The organism is Spiroplasma endosymbiont of Notiophilus biguttatus (assembly GCF_964030985.1).
Lineage (GTDB): Bacteria > Bacillota_I > Bacilli_A > Mycoplasmatales > VBWQ01 > Spiroplasma_E > Spiroplasma_E ixodetis_A.
In genome coordinates, this window is record NZ_OZ034993.1 from 1,270,231 (window position 1) to 1,287,869 (window position 17,639).

The window sequence follows — 17,639 nt, forward strand, 5'->3', positions numbered from 1 at the left end:
TTATTTTTTAATTCTTCTTTTTAAAAAAATATTTTTATTTGTTAAATTATTAAACTTATTATTCTTTATTAAAATATCTTCAATTGAACGAATATTTCGTAAAGCAGTAGTATCAACCATACCATACTCAGCACCAATACTATGATATGTACGATTTTCATATAAATATCTTAAACTCATTACTAGTCGATCTTCTATTGACATTTTATATGGCCTTCCACCAATAGTAGTTTTGAGTTTTTGATGTTCTAATAAAATATTTAAAATTTCGTTAAAAACGAGTTTATTAATACCCACTATTTTACGAAAATATTGATCAGATTTATCTTTTAATTCAAAATATGTCATAAAGTTTATCCTTAACTATTCAAATTTTATTTTAATAATAACAAAAAAATAAAAAGTTAACTAGTTATGCAGTAAGTCTTTAGTAAAAACTCATAGCATTACCAACATTAATCATTGTCAATTCATAATAAGGTTTAATAATACTATTCATTCATAATGCTGAAAGTAAAACAAAATTAATAATAACTGTTAACATTCTCCAATTAAAATATCGTCAACAGTTATAAATAACTATTAAAATTAAAAAATAAAGTTGTAAAATTCAAATTTCAATTTGAAAAGTTGGAATTCAAATATTACTCATATTTATTAATTTAATAGTAATAATTAAAAAATTTAAAATTGGAGAAACAAAAAAACTTAAAATTGAATTTAAAAATAAAATAACATCATAAAAAATAATGATTGGTGTAAAAAATAATAAATATGCAACAGTTAACAAACTAAAACCATGATTTATTTGTCATTGAATAGGAATAGTGAATAAAAATAAAACAATATTAATCAATAACAATCTAATCCAATAACTATATTCTTTAAATTTATTATTAATAAATAAAATCAAAAAAGTAATACCAAAAGAAAGTTGAAATCCTAAAAGATAGAACTGTAAAGGTCATAAACAAAGACAACAATAAGCACTAAAACTAAGAATAGAAATTGGATGAATAGTTTTTTTATTAAATTTTAAAATACAAATAAAAATTAAAAAAATTCTTTCATTGCTGCAATAGATCAATTAAGTAAATATAAATAAAAATATAAAATTACAAAACAAATTAAAAGTTTAATTAATTCATTTTTGATAAATCAAAAACTTTTTTTAAAAAAAACAAAGAAAAAATTAATGTGTAAACCACTAACAACAATAATTGGAGTAATACCAAACTTATTAAAAATGGTAAAAGTAGATTTGTTTTCTTCGGTTTGCTGACCAAATAATAATAATTTAGTTCAATTTTTAATTTCCTTTGGAAAAATATTTATATAATTAAAAAAATACTTCTAAGAACCTGTTTAGAATCTTTTTAATAAAATTGAAATAAAGGAAAGAACAACTATTTGTAAACTAGTATTTAATTTTCTTTCACAATTTTTTCATAATCTTCTACATTTTTCTAATCAAGCAAAACTTCGCTCTACAACTCATCTTTTTGGTAATAATGTAACTCATTACGTTTTACAACTTCAACATTCGCATTTATAATTGTTTTGTGCTTTTCTCCCTTTATGTACTATTTTTTAATTTTATCACATAAATGCTGAGAAAAGCGTATCTACGGACTTCTCCCCACATTTTTAAATTAAACACAGCATTACAATTTCAAAACTAGGTATCTTGTTGAATTTATATGCAGCTTCTTTGGCATATAAATAAACATGATGTTTTGCAACTTTGATATGTGTTTTAAATGTTCTTCTTATATGTTTTCAAACTGATTCAATTTGATTGGTATTTACACCAGTTTTTGAAACATAACCATCTTGATGGTTAACTGTTTTATGTTTTGGGAAAACCAATTTGAAATCGCAATATCCTTTTCAATCATCAGTACATACATGACATTTTGAAGAAATGTGGCTTCTTGCAAAATTCAAAAGACTTTTACTCTTTGCATTTTTCAATACTTTCACAATTAAATTATTAGTTGTTTTTTCATAAATGCCAACAATCAATGTTTTATTTTTCAAGGATCTTCCTTGTTTTTTAAAAGCCATATGTGAAAGATACATTTCATCAATTTGCACTGTGCCTTCAACAATAAATTGAGGTTCTTGTTTTGCAATACGTGTTCTAATTTTATGACCCATTCTCCATGCTGTTTTTAAGGTCACTCCCAATTCTTTTGAAACATCAGTTGATGGAATCCCATGTTTGGTGTTTATTCATCTAAAGATGAAGTAAAATCATGATCTTAAAGATGTTTGTGACCTTGAAAATATGGTACCCGTGAGAATACTAAATGTTTGATTACATTTCAAACATCTTATTCTTTTTAAATCAGAAGTATTCAAATTAAAACTAGAACACCTAATACATTTGTTTTCTTTCAAATTTGCTATATATACAAGACATTGCTGTTCAGTTTGAAAAGCATTGTTGAACTCATTCAGTTTCATTGTTCCCTCCACAAGTACATGTGGGGAGAAAGAAGTCCGTAATTAAATTAATAATACTTATTTTTGAATTAAGAATTTTAACATAATATTTATTTCGTATACATAAATCTTCTCTAATTGGTAAATGTTCTTTAATTTCAACAGTAATAGTAATAATTTTTGTATCAATTGTTTCCTTACTAACTATTTCATTTTCATTAAAATTTTTAATCAACTTTAATACAACTAATCCATTACTTCCAAAAAAAAGAATTGTCAATGTTATAATTAATAATCTCATTTAATTTCACCTCAATAATTATTAAAAATGAGATAAGCAATTTCCTTTTTTTATTTTTTTTAATATAATAAAATAAAAAAAATAATGCAAAGGCTGATAATAATGGCAAAAATAAAAACTGATGGTAAAAAATGAAAAAATAATTTTATAAAAATAATTAAAAATAAAACATTTATTAAATGTTGCAAATATAATTCTATTATATTAATATTAGGAACTTCATTAATACTAAATATTATTTATATCCCAAAATTCTTAAATGGTACTACTAATCAAAATAGCATTGCTACTAATATTGAAATTACAGCTATCAACCGTAAAGAAACTATTCTTGAAAAAACTAATTATATTACTACTTTTAATACACTTGGTAATTTACTAAGTGCTTGTTCTAATGATTTTACTGTTGAAAAAAGTCAATTTGGAAGATTTTTGGTTGCTGTAAAAGGTAAAAAAGGTACTCAAAAAGATAAAAAATTTTGATACATTGAGCATTGAAATGGTAAAGAATTTATTGATTTTTCAGTAGGTATCGATGATATTAAATTGGAAAATAATGAAATTTTTCAATTTGAATTAAAATAAAAGTTTTCGGAATTTTACGCTTATTGGTTAACACTTAATTCTTAATAAATAATTTAATTATGATATTTTTAAATGTGATTTTTTCTTTACGGTTATTATATTTAAAACAAAATTCATTTAAATAAGATTGGAGTCATTTTTTTGAAACTCAATGAAATTGGCCGATAAAACCTCTTTTTAATATTGCTCAAAAACTTTCTATTGTATTTGTATGAATACCATTATAAGAAAAATATTTTTTGTGATTAACTTGTTCATGTGGTAAAATTCCGAAAGTTTTTTACAATTCTTTAATCTTGGCATTGATTAAAGTTTTTTGATTTTGATACTTTTCTAATTTCCGTTTTTCTATTTCAACTTTTGTTGGTGATGCCTTTGCTAAAAATTGTTGGTTACTTAAAATATCTTTACTACGTTTTATTTCATTTTCAATATAAACTAATTCCTGTTTTAATTTTGCTAACTGTTCTTCTTTATTAAATAAATTTGAAACATTAATTTCTATTACTGCTAAATTAATAATTTTAATTACTTTATTATTAACAGACAACGGACTATCACTAATAGTAACAATTTGAGTATTAGTTAATTGTAATAAATAAGGATTTAAAGTATTTTTTTCTACTTCAAAAAAAGAATTAGTAGTATTGATATGAATAGTTAACGGTAATTTTAATGATAAATTAAGTTCTTTACGAATTTCTCGAATATTACTAATAATTTCGATTAATATTTCAACAAATTGTGTTACATCTTTTGTTTTTTCCATAACTTTAACTTTAGGAAACTTATTTGTTAAAATGCTATTTTTATACCCCATTTCTTCATAAATTGCTTCTGTAATAAAGGGAATAAAGGGATGAACCATAATAATAATTTGCTGTAATACATAATATAATGTTTGTAATGAGTTACTTTGTTGCTCTTGATTTTGTAAATTAACTTTATTTAATTCAATATATCAAGAACAATATTTATTTCATATAAAATTTGATAGTGCTTTAACCACTAAAACAAATTCATATTTTTCCATATATTGTTCTACATAAATAATCAATTGATTAAGTTCTTGTAAAATTCATTGATCAATAAATGATAATGATTTATTATAGGCAATATTTTCATCCAATTGAAACTTATCATCAGTATTCATTAGTACATAACGTGCAGCATTTCATAATTTATTATTGAAATTTCAAGCTGATTCAACTTTAGTAATACTAAATCTTAAATCTTGACCCGGAGCACAATTGCTAACTAAAAAATAACGTAAAGCATCCGCGCCATACTTTTTAATAATTTCCATTGGATCAATTCCGTTATTTAATGATTTTGACATTTTTCTACCTTGTTCATCACGAATTAAACCATGAATTAAAACATTAGTAAATGGTTTTTGATTAGTAAATTTTCAACCCATAAACATCATTCGTGCAACTCAAAAAAATAAAATATCATAAGCAGTAACTAATACTGATATTGGATAATATTTTTGCAAATCAACATTTTTTTGCGGTCAACCCAAAGTTACAAAGGGTCATAAACCGCTAGAAAATCATGTATCTAATACGTCTGATTCTTGAATATAATCGTTAATTGGTGATGGTGGGTTAGTATCAACATAAATTTTCTTAGTTTTTTTATGATATCAAACTGGAAGCAAATGACCCCATCATAATTGACGAGAAATACATCAATCTTGAATATTATTTAATCACTGCAAAAATTGTTGTTCAAATAATATTGGATGAAAATCAATCTTTGTTTTCTTATTTTTTTGTTTATCAATAATCATTTCAACTAATGGTTTCATTTTTATGAATCATTGTTGTGATAAATATGGCTCAATAATAGCGTTACTTCGTTCTGAATAACCAACTTGATGAAGATGTTCTTCAACCTTTACAACTAAATTTTCTTTTCTTAATTGTTCAACTAATTGTTTACGACATACCATTCGATCTTGATTAATATATGATTGTGCTAATTCATTCATAGTTCCATCAACATTCATACAAATAGGTATTGCTAAATTGTGACGTAATGCAATTTCATAGTCATTAGCATCATGAGCTGGTGTACATTTCATAGCACCTGTTCCAAAATTCATATCAACATAATCATCAGCGATGACTTTAATTAACATTTTATTAGCTGGATTAACAACCATTTTACCAATAAATTGTAAATAACGTTTATCTTTACTATTTACAACTATACACTGATCAGCAAACATTGTTTCTGGTCTGGTGGTAGCAATAGTAATAAATTCACTACTATTTTCTACAAAATATTTTAAATAATACATTTTTCCTTTTGTTTCATGATAATTTACTTCAATATTAGAAATAGCGGTTTTTAATTCTGGATCTCAATTTACTATCTTTTTTCCTCAATAAACTAAACCTTCTTTATATAACTTTACAAATACTTCATTAACTGCTTGCTTAACATTTTCATCTAAAGTAAATACTTCATGCGAATAATCTAATGTTAAACCAAGTTTTGCTCACTGTTTTCTTATGTTTTGTGCATATTCTGTTTTTCATTTTCATGCTTGTTGTAAAAATTTATCTTTACCTAATTCTTGCAAATTAAGTTTTTGTTCTTCTTTAATACGTTGTGCAACTTTAACTTGAGTGGCAATGCCAGCATGATCCATACCAGGTATAAATAAAGTATTAAAGCCTTGTAAACGTTTATAACGAATTAATAAATCTTGGATAGTACTATCTCAAGCATGACCTAAATGTAAAAGTCCCGTTACATTAGGTGGTGGTAAGATAATAGAAAATGTAGGATTAATAGAACTAACATTTGCCTTAAATAATCCAGATTTTACTCATTGCTCATAACGATCCTTTTCAATTTCAATATGATTATATTTTTTGTTTAAATTTCTATTCATTTGTTATACTCCTTTTTAAAATAAAAAAACATTCCACAAATAGGAACGTTTCTTAACGCGGTACCATCCTAATTCATTTACAAAGTAAATGCACTTAATTATTATTTAAATTACTAGTAATATAAGTTACCTTCAAATTAAAGTTGCTTAGTTTACAGCAACCACTAAGTCTCTAAATTACCATTTAATTTTACTCTTTTATATTTTAAATTAATTATGTATTTTATTTTACATTGTTAATTTTAAAAAACAAGACATTTGAGAAAAGAAAAAATCTATCAAGTATATAGGTGCGTTGCCCCTTGGGTGCTACGCACCCACACCCCACTCACTTTAAAAAAGTGAGACAAAGGGCGTAAACGCCCACGCCAACCAAACCAAAGGTTCTGGTTGGCACCGGCAATACATACACATTTTACTTCTTAGCAAACTTTTTATTCTTATCATAACTACGTTTACCACGAACTTTAATAACATCTCTTTTATCATCTTGTAATATATTATCCAACTTATCTAATCCTACTGCTCTAATATCATCAACAGTAAACTCCAAACCTTTGTGACTGCTCATAGTCTTTAATAGTACTTAATTCACTCTTTAACGAATGAATATAATTTAAAGCACGACTATTATATCTTTGTAAATAAGACCTAGGAAATCATAAACTAAAAGTCATAGTTTCACCGCTATAACTAGGTGGTAATCCACCACGTTTAATTATTTTCTTAGTTTGTCTTTTAGAAAACACAACTTTGTTATAATCATCCACATTAGTATAAATATTTAGTTTAAACTTAACTAAAAATAACAAAATACGCATTCTTTTAACTTGTACAATATATTCTACTTTTTCACGTGCTTGTTTTGGTATTCTATCGGGGTGTTGTTCAATCATATACATAATTCCATTAAAATTATGACCTATTAACTTACAAAACATTCCTAAACTTTCTTGTGTTTCTTTAAATTCGGGTGACAAATCATTACTATTAATTTTCAAACCTAACTCATCAAAAACAAGCATATCATTCTCTTTAAAAGCATAATTACTATTTAATTGATTAAATTTAAAAACATCATCATAAGAACAACGATAACTATACTCATTACGCACTTTAATAGGAATAGGACTAACTACCCTACCTTTATGTCTTTGTGCCAAACAACAAGCAAGAGCAGATTTACCAGTACGTGGTGGTGCTGAAATAATATAACTACCTACACGTTGCAATATCTTTATATTTTTTCTAGTTATTAAAAATGGATAAAGTATTATTAATAATAAAACTCCTAAAAGTAAATAACCATATCAAGGCATTATTTCAACTCCTAACCAACTAAAAATCCAACTGCTTTTAAAAATACTCACAATGTTAAAACTTGTTCTAAACCACTAGTAAAATCAACATTTAAAACAGAACTAATAGTATCATCAAAAATACGTCTCAATAATCCATCAAGTTTAGTAAAAAACTCTCTTAATGGTTCCACGGGTAAAACTTTACCAACTACTCCATAAAGTACTCACCTAAAAGCATTACGCAAATGACCAAAAACATCATATCAACTAACTCGTTCATACTCAGGATTAAAAGGACTATTTGGTGGTACTGGTGTAACTTTTTCACTTGAAAAAACATTAATTTGACCAAAATTTAAAAATGAACGAATATTTGAAATTGATTCACCATGAACATCAAAAAATACTCTTAAATGTCTTAAATTTGGAACACGAACTGGCATAGTAACAAAATTATATAAATCTTGCTGATAAACATCATTATCAACTTTACCTTTAAAAACATATTTTGTATTACCAACATAGTCTAAAAAACTAAAAACAAAAGGGGCATTGGTTAGATAAGTTTACTTTCTTGTCTTCAAATCTGTACAAATTGATTTGGAGGCATTTTCAATCTAATAACTATTCTATCATTGTTTCAATATCTAACAAATTTTTCTAATATTTTATTAAAACTTTCCATACTTTCAAAAGTGCTACCAAACATCATTTTAAAATCTCTTTTAATTCAACGATTTAAACATTCACTAACTTGATTACCTTTAAAACCTGATAGACTTTTTGAATGAATTAGATTAGTACTTGTATTAAAAACTTTACTAACAATTTCGCTTGTATTAGCAGAACCTAAATCTGATTGAATAGTCGTAAAATTACATTGTTTAGCACTCGCTAATTCTATTTGATTAACCACATTTAACACAGTTTTGGCATTTTCATTTTTGTTTATTTTTCAGCCAACAATTGAATTACTGTACATATCAGTAGCAAAAACAACTAATAATTTTGTTTTTTTATCACCAATAATTATATTTTTAAATCATGTGCCATCCATACCAACTTTTTCAAGAAAGTTATTACTTGAAAAATTACGTTTTAATAAATCTTTATTATTTTTTAAATCACTATTTTCTACTACTCTATTTGTTGATTTAGGTTCTAATAATAATTTAATATTATTATCTTTTAATATTTGTTTTATGCTTGTTTTACTGCATTTAAGACCTTTATTTTTTATTTTTAACTCTAATCTTACTTTTTCAAAACTAGTGATATTAATGTACTTTTTTTCATTAGACTTACTGCATAACTAGTTAACTTTTTATTTTTTTGTTATTATTAAAATAAAATTTGAATAGTTAAGGATAAACTTTATGACATATTTTGAATTAAAAGATAAATCTGATCAATATTTTCGTAAAATAGTGGGTATTAATAAACTCGTTTTTAACGAAATTTTAAATATTTTATTAGAACATCAAAAACTCAAAACTACTATTGGTGGAAGGCCATATAAAATGTCAATAGAAGATCGACTAGTAATGAGTTTAAGATATTTATATGAAAATCGTACATATCATAGTATTGGTGCTGAGTATGGTATGGTTGATACTACTGCTTTACGAAATATTCGTTCAATTGAAGATATTTTAATAATGAATAATAAGTTTAATAATTTAACAAATAAAAATATTTTTTTAAAAAGAAGAATTAAAAAATAAAATTTTGATAATTGATGTAACAGAGGTAGAAACAGAACGACCAAAATATAACCAAAAAGATTGATTTTCTGGTAAAAAATGAATGCATACTGTTAAGTTTCAAACCGTAATTAATGCAAATACTAATGAAATTTTAAATATTTTTTCTGATATTGGTAAAAATCATGATTTTAAAACTTTTAAGAATTCAAAGTTAAAGTTTTTACCAGAAACTATAATTCTTGCAGATAAAGGTTATCAAGGTTTACAAAAAATTCATGCTAATACATTTTTACCCATTAAAATTAGCAAAAATAATCCTAAAACAAATAAAACCAAAATCTTTAATAAGATTATTAATAAAACTCGTAGAAAAATTGAACATGTTTTTGCATTTTTAAAATGTTTTAAGATTATTGGTTATAAATTTAGAAAAGCCAGAAAACGAATATTTTTAAGATTTAATTTAATTGCAGGATTTTATAATTTATCATTAAAACTTAAAAACGTTATGCAGTAAGTCTAATGTATATAAGTTATTGCCAATAAACGTAAAATTCCGAAATAAAATCTAATTAAAGGTGATTGAAAATGAATATTTTAGACATAATAAATAAATTTCCAAACCAAGAATCTTGTATAAAATTTTTAGAAGAAATAAGATGAAATAACAAACCAAAATGTCTTTTTTTGTTTTAGTGAAAAAGTTAACTCTGTTTTAAAAGAGTCGCGTTATAAATGCAAAAAATGTCATAAGTCTTTTAGTGTAACTGCTCAAACTATTTTTCATCATACACGTGTACCACTTCAAAAGTGATTTATTTTAATAGTATTAATGGCTAATGCTAAAAAAAGTTTATCATCATCTCAAGCTTCAAGAGACTTAAATTTACGTTTAGCAACTGTATGAAAAATGATGCATAAAATTAGAAAGGCAATGGCTAATGATGAGATTAAATTATTAGCAAAAATATTAGAGATGGATGAAACATATGTGGGTGGAAAACCGCGTAAATATAATGATGTTGATAATAAAAATAACTCATTACGTGGTAGAGGAACTAGTAAAGAGTGTGTTGTTGGCATTATTGAACGAAATGGTAATGTTAAATTATTTCATGCAAAAAATAAAAGTATTAAATCTGAAGATTTAATGAAAATAGTTAAAGAAAATGTTGATATTAACAATTCTATTCTTTTTACTGATGAATATCGTGGATATTATAAAATGAATAAAATTTCGGAATTTTACGTTTATTGGCAATAACTTATATACATTATTATTTCTGAAAACTATAATTAGATATTAGACTTACTGCATAACTAGTTAACTTTTTATTTTTTTGTTATTATTAAAATAAAATTTGAATAGTTAAGGATAAACTTTATGACATATTTTGAATTAAAAGATAAATCTGATCAATATTTTCGTAAAATAGTGGGTATTAATAAACTCGTTTTTAACGAAATTTTAAATATTTTATTAGAACATCAAAAACTCAAAACTACTATTGGTGGAAGGCCATATAAAATGTCAATAGAAGATCGACTAGTAATGAGTTTAAGATATTTATATGAAAATCGTACATATCATAGTATTGGTGCTGAGTATGGTATGGTTGATACTACTGCTTTACGAAATATTCGTTCAATTGAAGATATTTTAATAAAGAATAATAAGTTTAATAATTTAACAAATAAAAATATTTTTTTAAAAAGAAGAATTAAAAAATAAAATTTTGATAATTGATGTAACAGAGGTAGAAACAGAACGACCAAAATATAACCAAAAAGATTGATTTTCTGGTAAAAAATGAATGCATACTGTTAAGTTTCAAACCGTAATTAATGCAAATACTAATGAAATTTTAAATATTTTTTCTGATATTGGTAAAAATCATGATTTTAAAACTTTTAAGAATTCAAAGTTAAAGTTTTTACCAGAAACTATAATTCTTGCAGATAAAGGTTATCAAGGTTTACAAAAAATTCATGCTAATACATTTTTACCCATTAAAATTAGCAAAAATAATCCTAAAACAAATAAAACCAAAATCTTTAATAAGATTATTAATAAAACTCGTAGAAAAATTGAACATGTTTTTGCATTTTTAAAATGTTTTAAGATTATTGGTTATAAATTTAGAAAAGCCAGAAAACGAATATTTTTAAGATTTAATTTAATTGCAGGATTTTATAATTTATCATTAAAACTTAAAAACGTTATGCAGTAAGTCTTTTGTAAAAATATAATAACCATTATATTGTTCATAAAATTCACAAGATATTAATTCATTTTCATTTGTAGTAATATCTGAAATATTTTTAATATATTTTAAAATTTCACTACCTTTAATACTTTCAATATCTTTTGTAATTGATTTTTTACCTAATTTATAATTAAAATCTTCAATTATTTTTAATGTTATTTTTTTATTTTTTTGATTAATAGTAGTATCTTTAATTGAAAATCATGTTTCATATTCACCAATTTCTAATAACATACCTTTAGTTGTTTCTCTAACTTTATTTTTAATATCTAAATTAACATTAATCATTACATATCCTTTCTATGTATAAGCCTTTTATCACTGTAGGTGATAAAAGGCTTATATACTACTAACTAAATACTTCTACTACTATACGTAAGGCTTATGCTACTGTAAGTAGCATAAGCCTTGGAGGGTAGGGGTTCTAGGGGAAGGGAACCAAAAAATATCAAGTTTTAAAAGAGCAACATAAAAATTACTATTTGCAAATTCCTATACAATAGCTTTTATAATTTTTATTAAATTTGGAATAATTAATTACTTTAATAAAGTATAGGTTTAATAAAATAATTAATTATAATTGTTCAACAATAGACTTACTGCATAACGTTTTTAAGTTTTAATGATAAATTATAAAATCCTGCAATTAAATTAAATCTTAAAAATATTCGTTTTCTGGCTTTTCTAAATTTATAACCAATAATCTTAAAACATTTTAAAAATGCAAAAACATGTTCAATTTTTCTACGAGTTTTATTAATAATCTTATTAAAGATTTTGGTTTTATTTGTTTTAGGATTATTTTTGCTAATTTTAATGGGTAAAAATGTATTAGCATGAATTTTTTGTAAACCTTGATAACCTTTATCTGCAAGAATTATAGTTTCTGGTAAAAACTTTAACTTTGAATTCTTAAAAGTTTTAAAATCATGATTTTTACCAATATCAGAAAAAATATTTAAAATTTCATTAGTATTTGCATTAATTACGGTTTGAAACTTAACAGTATGCATTCATTTTTTACCAGAAAATCAATCTTTTTGGTTATATTTTGGTCGTTCTGTTTCTACCTCTGTTACATCAATTATCAAAATTTTATTTTTTAATTCTTCTTTTTAAAAAAATATTTTTATTTGTTAAATTATTAAACTTATTATTCTTTATTAAAATATCTTCAATTGAACGAATATTTCGTAAAGCAGTAGTATCAACCATACCATACTCAGCACCAATACTATGATATGTACGATTTTCATATAAATATCTTAAACTCATTACTAGTCGATCTTCTATTGACATTTTATATGGCCTTCCACCAATAGTAGTTTTGAGTTTTTGATGTTCTAATAAAATATTTAAAATTTCGTTAAAAACGAGTTTATTAATACCCACTATTTTACGAAAATATTGATCAGATTTATCTTTTAATTCAAAATATGTCATAAAGTTTATCCTTAACTATTCAAATTTTATTTTAATAATAACAAAAAAATAAAAAGTTAACTAGTTATGCAATAAGTCTAATTAAAAATGAGAGTTTTATCTCTCATTTAAGTTTTTATTAAATCTAACTAAGGTTGCAATACGTCCCAAAGCAATTATAAATGCGAATGTTGAAGTTGTAAAACGTAATGAATTACATTCTTTTGTAGTATTACCAAAAAGATGAGTTGTAGAGCGAAGTTTTGCTTGATTAGAAAAATGTAGAAGATTATGAAAAAATTGTGAAAGAAAATTAAATACTAGTTTACAAATGGTTGTTCTTTCCTTTATTTCAATTTTATTAAAAGATTCTAAGGGTTAATCTCATACATCCTTTGACGTCCTAATTTAGAGTTACTATTCTAACGATATCTTTCTACATAGTGACTAACTAAACCACGATAAATAAAAGGTATTGTTAATTGCATAATTGGATAAGTAAATAAAAAAATATGAATAAAATTGTAAACTAATGAGTAAAAAAGAGGATTAAATCCTGATCAAATATTTTTACTTCCATCACCATTAGTAACTTGTGATCAAATAAAATATCCTGCTATTGTTTGTCAAAAATAAATAATTAAAGAAACTAAAAAACAATGTAAAAAATAATTAATATAAGTAAAAATTGATTTATCAGCTTTTAAATTAAAACGTAATAATGAAACAATAGCGGGTGTTGTCATTGGCAAAAAATAATCTAATAAATAACTTCAAGCACTAATAACATAGCCACTACCAATAAATAATAATGACATCAGAGCACTAATCATACCCGTTAATCATCCACCTGCAAAGCCAATAATATAACTAATAACCATTAAAGGTATATATTTAATAGCAATACCCCCACCGTATGGCATTTTTGGTAATAAATTTTGTTCAATAAAAGCACAAGCAATAGTTACACCAGTAAATAAACCAATAATTGTATAATCAATAACTAATCATCGTTTAATACCAAATGCAAATTTAAAATTAGTTCATCATCTTGTTTTTAAAATGGCAAAAGTTTCTTCTTTTTGTCATTGATAATGTTTAATTAAATTAAAAATTAATGCAATGGGATTGATACTAAAAATTGATAGTAATGTAACAATAACAATATTTTTATGAATATCTTCTATTTTAACTGTTCATGTAATAACAGATAATAAAATTGATGAAATTAATAATAAACAAAGAATTAATATTAAATAAATTTTACTGCTATAAAATTGTCAACCAGTAATAGTAGTAACTTTAAAAAAGTGATTAATACTACTAGCAGGTAAAATACTAATAATAACTGTTAATGTTAGAAGAGTAATTAAACTAAAAATGGCTGATGCTTTAATTAACATTCCTACCCCCAGTTTGCTTTTAATTTTATTATAATTGAGAGTTGTTAATAGTTGTTCTTTAAACATAATAAAATGATAACTCCTTTAATTTATCTTACATAACAAAAAAGGAGTTATCATTTTTTAAAATATAAAAAATAAAGTCTCCCTCCGCTAGTACTAACTAGATCAGGTTATAGGGTATTTCTCAGGCAATGCCACCCCTGCTTTATATAATATATGCAAATTAATCCATATTTACTACTATTATAACATTCAAAATATTTTTTTAAATATAAAATATAATTTTTTTACGATTTTTAGTTTAAATTAAAATTTGCTCTATTTTTATTTGAAATTTATTTGAAAAAAAATAAACGGACTTCTCCCCACATGTACTTGTGGAGGGAACAATGAAACTGAATGAGTTCAACAATGCTTTTCAAACTGAACAGCAATGTCTTGCATATATAGCAAATTTGAAAGAAAACAAATGTATTAGGTGTTCTAGTTTTAATTTGAATACTTCTGATTTAAAAAGAATAAGATGTTTGAAATGTAATCAAACATTTAGTATTCTCACGGGTACCATATTTTCAAGGTCACAAACATCTTTAAGATCATGATTTTACCTCATCTTTAGATGAATAAACACCAAACATGGAATTCTGTCAACTAATGTTTCAAAAGAATTGGGAGTGACCTTAAAAACAGCATGGAGAATGGGTCATAAAATTAGAACACGTATTGCAAAACAAGAACCTCAATTTATTGTTGAAGGCACAGTGCAAATTGATGAAATGTATTTTTCACATATGGCTTTTAAAAAACAAGGAAGATCCTTGAAAAATAAAACATTGATTGTTGGCATTTATGAAAAAACAACTAATAATTTAATTGTGAAAGTATTGAAAAATGCAAAGAGTAAAAGTCTTTTGAATTTTGCAAGAAGCCACATTTCTTCAAAATGTCATGTATATACTGATGATTGAAAAGGATATTGCGATTTCAAATTGGTTTTCCCAAAACATAAAACAGTTAAGCATCAAGATGGTTATGTTTCAAAAACTGGTGTAAATACCAATCAAATTGAATCAGTTTGAAAACATATAAGAAGAACATTTAAAACACATATCAAAGTTGCAAAACATCATGTTTATTTATATGCCAAAGAAGCTGCATATAAATTCAACAAGATACCTAGTTTTGAAATTGTAATGCTGTGTTTAATTTAAAAATGTGGGGAGAAGTCCGTAGATACGCTTTTCTCAGCATTTATGTGATAAAATTAAAAAATAGTACATAAAGGAAGAAAAGCGAAAATAAAATATATTCACTTCTAAGAACCTGTTTAGAATCTTTTAGAGAATAAGGTAAAATTACTATATATTTTAACGGAATTTTACCACATGAACAAGTTAATCACAAAAAATATTTTTCTTATAATGGTATTCATACAAATACAATAGAAAGTTTTTGAGCAATATTAAAAAGAGGTTTTATCGGCCAATTTCATTGAGTTTCAAAAAAATGACTCCAATCTTATTTAAATGAATTTTGTTTTAAATATAATAACCGTAAAGAAAAAATCGGCATCAGTCACTTAAGTTTACCAATTAATATTTTCAATCTGTAATATAATTAAAAATAATTAATACAGAAGGAGAAATTATGAATTATAAAGTTTATTCAAAAGAAACAAAATTAGCCGTTGTTAATGAGTATTTAGTTGATAAAAAACTAAAAATACATGAAATTCAAGTCAAATATAAATTATCAACTCCAGTATTAATTTATAATTGGGTTAACCAATATCAAATTAAAGGTGAAAATGCATTCACCAAAATTTCTAAATCCCAAACTTCTCACAGGATCGATAAGAAAGATATTGAAATTAAACTATTAAACAAAGAAATTGATAAACTTAGAAAACAAGCTTTAAAAGATAAGGTTGAAAAAGAACTTTTAAAGGAGCAATTAGCCTGTGAAAAGAAATTAACAAGGGGAAAAAATAGTAAATTATTAAAATATAAGTGTTTTTTAATAGTAGAAAAATATAAGCAAAAAGGTCATCAATTAAATAAAATTATTGTTTACATAGCTATTAGCAAAACAGCATACTATTTATGAGTAAAAAAAGGTAAAAAGCAATATCAATCAAAAATTAATGATAATTTGATACAAGCAATAAACAAAATAGTTCTCATTAAAAATGAAAAAAAGTACATTAATATCACTAGTTTTGAAAAAGTAAGATTAGAGTTAAAAATAAAAAATAAAGGTCTTAAATGCAGTAAAACAAGCATAAAACAAATATTAAAAGATAATAATATTAAATTATTATTAGAACCTAAATCAACAAATAGAGTAGTAGAAAATAGTGATTTAAAAAATAATAAAGATTTATTAAAACGTAATTTTTCAAGTAATAACTTTCTTGAAAAAGTTGGTATGGATGGCACATGATTTAAAAATATAATTATTGGTGATAAAAAAACAAAATTATTAGTTGTTTTTGCTACTGATATGTACAGTAATTCAATTGTTGGCTGAAAAATAAACAAAAGTGAAAATGCCAAAACTGTGTTAAATGTGGTTAATCAAATAGAATTAGCGAGTGCTAAACAATGTAATTTTACGACTATTCAATCAGATTTAGGTTTTGCTAATACAAGCGAAATTGTTAGTAAAGTTTTTAATACAAGTACTAATCTAATTCACTCAAAAAGTCTATCAGGTTTTAAAGGTAATCAAGTTAGTGAATGTTTAAATCGTTGAATTAAAAGAGATTTTAAAATGATGTTTGGTAGCACTTTTGAAAGTATGGAAAGTTTTAATAAAATATTAGAAAAATTTGTTAGATATTGAAACAATGATAGAATAGTTATTAGATTGAAAATGCCTCCAAATCAATTTGTACAGATTTGAAGACAAGAAAGTAAACTTATCTAACCAATGCCCTACAATATTATTAGATTTTAATAATAAATTTGACAAAATTTTAATTGATGCTCCTAGTACTGCTTGAGGTTTAATTAAAAGAAAACCAGAAGTTAAACTTATCAATTGAAGTAAAGAAGAAATTAATCACTTAATTACTGTTCAAACAAAATTATTAAATAAGGCTTATCAACTTTTAAAACCCGAAGCGATACTTGTGTATGTTACTTGTACTTTCAATATTAAAGAAAATCAAAATCAAATTGAGAAGTTTGTTAAAAATCACCCAGATATGACAATCATTGCAGAAAAACAATTTTTTGGTTTTAATAAAAATACTGATGGATTTTATATTTGTAAATTAAAAAAAGGAATATAG

General features: G+C 24.1%; 20 protein-coding genes, 2 pseudogenes and 1 riboswitch. Of the genes and pseudogenes, 10 read left to right on the forward strand and 12 right to left on the reverse strand.

Going from position 1 to position 17,639, the window contains the following annotated elements; genetic code table 4:
* The 4 genes and pseudogenes from AAHM85_RS07690 to AAHM85_RS07705 form a co-directional block, all read right to left on the reverse strand.
* Nucleotides 1-348: a transposase family protein gene (locus tag AAHM85_RS07690; protein WP_342260488.1), complete on the reverse strand. Its 348-nt coding sequence runs from the start codon at nucleotides 346-348 to the stop codon at nucleotides 1-3.
* 79 nt (nucleotides 349-427) lie between these two features.
* Entirely contained in the window at nucleotides 428-856 is a 429-nt protein-coding gene (locus tag AAHM85_RS07695; protein WP_342261589.1) for a hypothetical protein, read from the reverse strand.
* Nucleotides 857-1,365: 509 nt separating this feature from the next.
* Nucleotides 1,366-1,512 (reverse strand): annotated as a pseudogene (locus AAHM85_RS07700) (transposase); the annotation flags it as partial.
* 135 nt (nucleotides 1,513-1,647) lie between these two features.
* Entirely contained in the window at nucleotides 1,648-2,481 is an 834-nt protein-coding gene (locus AAHM85_RS07705) for an IS1595 family transposase (protein ID WP_342261590.1), read from the reverse strand.
* Nucleotides 2,482-2,851: 370 nt separating this feature from the next.
* Here AAHM85_RS07705 and AAHM85_RS07710 point away from each other — a divergent pair, with 370 nt between their 5' ends.
* Complete coding sequence (locus AAHM85_RS07710; protein ID WP_342261591.1) at nucleotides 2,852-3,334, forward strand: hypothetical protein; 483 nt, start codon at nucleotides 2,852-2,854, stop codon at nucleotides 3,332-3,334.
* A gap of 280 nt (nucleotides 3,335-3,614) precedes the next feature.
* Here the strand turns inward: AAHM85_RS07710 and AAHM85_RS07715 are convergent, their stop codons facing one another.
* The 4 genes from AAHM85_RS07715 to AAHM85_RS07730 form a co-directional block, all read right to left on the reverse strand.
* Nucleotides 3,615-6,242: a valine--tRNA ligase gene (locus AAHM85_RS07715; RefSeq protein ID WP_342261592.1), complete on the reverse strand. Its 2,628-nt coding sequence runs from the start codon at nucleotides 6,240-6,242 to the stop codon at nucleotides 3,615-3,617.
* A 527-nt stretch (nucleotides 6,243-6,769) separates the two neighbouring features.
* Nucleotides 6,770-7,561, reverse strand: a complete 792-nt coding sequence (locus tag AAHM85_RS07720) for a hypothetical protein (protein WP_342260963.1) — start codon at nucleotides 7,559-7,561, stop codon at nucleotides 6,770-6,772.
* 11 nt (nucleotides 7,562-7,572) lie between these two features.
* Nucleotides 7,573-7,986 (reverse strand): hypothetical protein, encoded by a 414-nt coding sequence (locus AAHM85_RS07725; protein ID WP_342260964.1) that lies wholly within the window; start codon nucleotides 7,984-7,986, stop codon nucleotides 7,573-7,575.
* A 113-nt stretch (nucleotides 7,987-8,099) separates the two neighbouring features.
* The gene (locus AAHM85_RS07730; protein WP_342261593.1) at nucleotides 8,100-8,600 is read right to left on the reverse strand and encodes an IS3 family transposase; all 501 of its coding nucleotides are present in this window, start codon (nucleotides 8,598-8,600) and stop codon (nucleotides 8,100-8,102) included.
* A gap of 319 nt (nucleotides 8,601-8,919) precedes the next feature.
* On the opposite strand from AAHM85_RS07730, the gene AAHM85_RS07735 reads away from it, so the two are divergent.
* The 5 genes from AAHM85_RS07735 to AAHM85_RS07755 all read left to right on the forward strand — a co-directional run bounded on the left by AAHM85_RS07735 (nucleotide 8,920) and on the right by AAHM85_RS07755 (nucleotide 11,480).
* Nucleotides 8,920-9,267 carry a transposase family protein gene (locus AAHM85_RS07735; protein WP_342260653.1) on the forward strand — a complete coding sequence of 116 codons (348 nt, stop codon included), beginning with the start codon at nucleotides 8,920-8,922 and terminating at the stop codon, nucleotides 9,265-9,267.
* 4 nt (nucleotides 9,268-9,271) lie between these two features.
* Nucleotides 9,272-9,766, forward strand: a complete 495-nt coding sequence (locus AAHM85_RS07740) for a transposase family protein (protein ID WP_342260487.1) — start codon at nucleotides 9,272-9,274, stop codon at nucleotides 9,764-9,766.
* A 312-nt stretch (nucleotides 9,767-10,078) separates the two neighbouring features.
* Nucleotides 10,079-10,513, forward strand: coding sequence for an IS1595 family transposase (locus AAHM85_RS07745; RefSeq protein ID WP_342261710.1), 435 nt, complete (start codon nucleotides 10,079-10,081; stop codon nucleotides 10,511-10,513).
* A 120-nt stretch (nucleotides 10,514-10,633) separates the two neighbouring features.
* On the forward strand, nucleotides 10,634-10,981 hold the full coding sequence (locus tag AAHM85_RS07750) for a transposase family protein (RefSeq protein ID WP_342260488.1): 348 nt from the start codon (nucleotides 10,634-10,636) through the stop codon (nucleotides 10,979-10,981).
* A 4-nt stretch (nucleotides 10,982-10,985) separates the two neighbouring features.
* Nucleotides 10,986-11,480, forward strand: coding sequence for a transposase family protein (locus AAHM85_RS07755; protein ID WP_342260487.1), 495 nt, complete (start codon nucleotides 10,986-10,988; stop codon nucleotides 11,478-11,480).
* On the opposite strand, the gene AAHM85_RS07760 is transcribed toward AAHM85_RS07755, so the two are convergent.
* The 3 genes from AAHM85_RS07760 to AAHM85_RS07770 form a co-directional block, all read right to left on the reverse strand.
* Nucleotides 11,454-11,804: a hypothetical protein gene (locus tag AAHM85_RS07760; RefSeq protein ID WP_342261574.1), complete on the reverse strand. Its 351-nt coding sequence runs from the start codon at nucleotides 11,802-11,804 to the stop codon at nucleotides 11,454-11,456. The two genes, AAHM85_RS07755 and AAHM85_RS07760, sit on opposite strands and share 27 nt — an antisense overlap.
* A 308-nt stretch (nucleotides 11,805-12,112) precedes the next feature.
* On the reverse strand, nucleotides 12,113-12,607 hold the full coding sequence (locus AAHM85_RS07765; RefSeq protein ID WP_342260487.1) for a transposase family protein: 495 nt from the start codon (nucleotides 12,605-12,607) through the stop codon (nucleotides 12,113-12,115).
* A gap of 4 nt (nucleotides 12,608-12,611) precedes the next feature.
* Nucleotides 12,612-12,959, reverse strand: a complete 348-nt coding sequence (locus AAHM85_RS07770) for a transposase family protein (protein ID WP_342260488.1) — start codon at nucleotides 12,957-12,959, stop codon at nucleotides 12,612-12,614.
* A 160-nt stretch (nucleotides 12,960-13,119) separates the two neighbouring features.
* On the opposite strand from AAHM85_RS07770, the pseudogene AAHM85_RS07775 reads away from it, so the two are divergent.
* Nucleotides 13,120-13,320 (forward strand): annotated as a pseudogene (locus AAHM85_RS07775) (transposase); the annotation flags it as partial.
* A gap of 40 nt (nucleotides 13,321-13,360) precedes the next feature.
* Here AAHM85_RS07775 and AAHM85_RS07780 read toward each other — a convergent pair.
* Nucleotides 13,361-14,341 carry an energy-coupled thiamine transporter ThiT gene (locus tag AAHM85_RS07780; RefSeq protein ID WP_342261594.1) on the reverse strand — a complete coding sequence of 327 codons (981 nt, stop codon included), beginning with the start codon at nucleotides 14,339-14,341 and terminating at the stop codon, nucleotides 13,361-13,363.
* 127 nt (nucleotides 14,342-14,468) lie between these two features.
* Nucleotides 14,469-14,556, reverse strand: a riboswitch (TPP riboswitch).
* Nucleotides 14,557-14,721: 165 nt separating this feature from the next.
* Here AAHM85_RS07780 and AAHM85_RS07785 point away from each other — a divergent pair.
* From AAHM85_RS07785 to AAHM85_RS07795, 3 genes are all read left to right on the forward strand, one after another.
* Nucleotides 14,722-15,555 carry an IS1595 family transposase gene (locus tag AAHM85_RS07785; RefSeq protein ID WP_342261595.1) on the forward strand — a complete coding sequence of 278 codons (834 nt, stop codon included), beginning with the start codon at nucleotides 14,722-14,724 and terminating at the stop codon, nucleotides 15,553-15,555.
* A 436-nt stretch (nucleotides 15,556-15,991) separates the two neighbouring features.
* Complete coding sequence (locus AAHM85_RS07790) at nucleotides 15,992-17,272, forward strand: IS3 family transposase (protein ID WP_342261596.1); 1,281 nt, start codon at nucleotides 15,992-15,994, stop codon at nucleotides 17,270-17,272.
* Nucleotides 17,235-17,639 (forward strand): hypothetical protein, encoded by a 405-nt coding sequence (locus tag AAHM85_RS07795; protein ID WP_342261597.1) that lies wholly within the window; start codon nucleotides 17,235-17,237, stop codon nucleotides 17,637-17,639. Before AAHM85_RS07790 ends, AAHM85_RS07795 begins: the two co-directional genes overlap by 38 nt.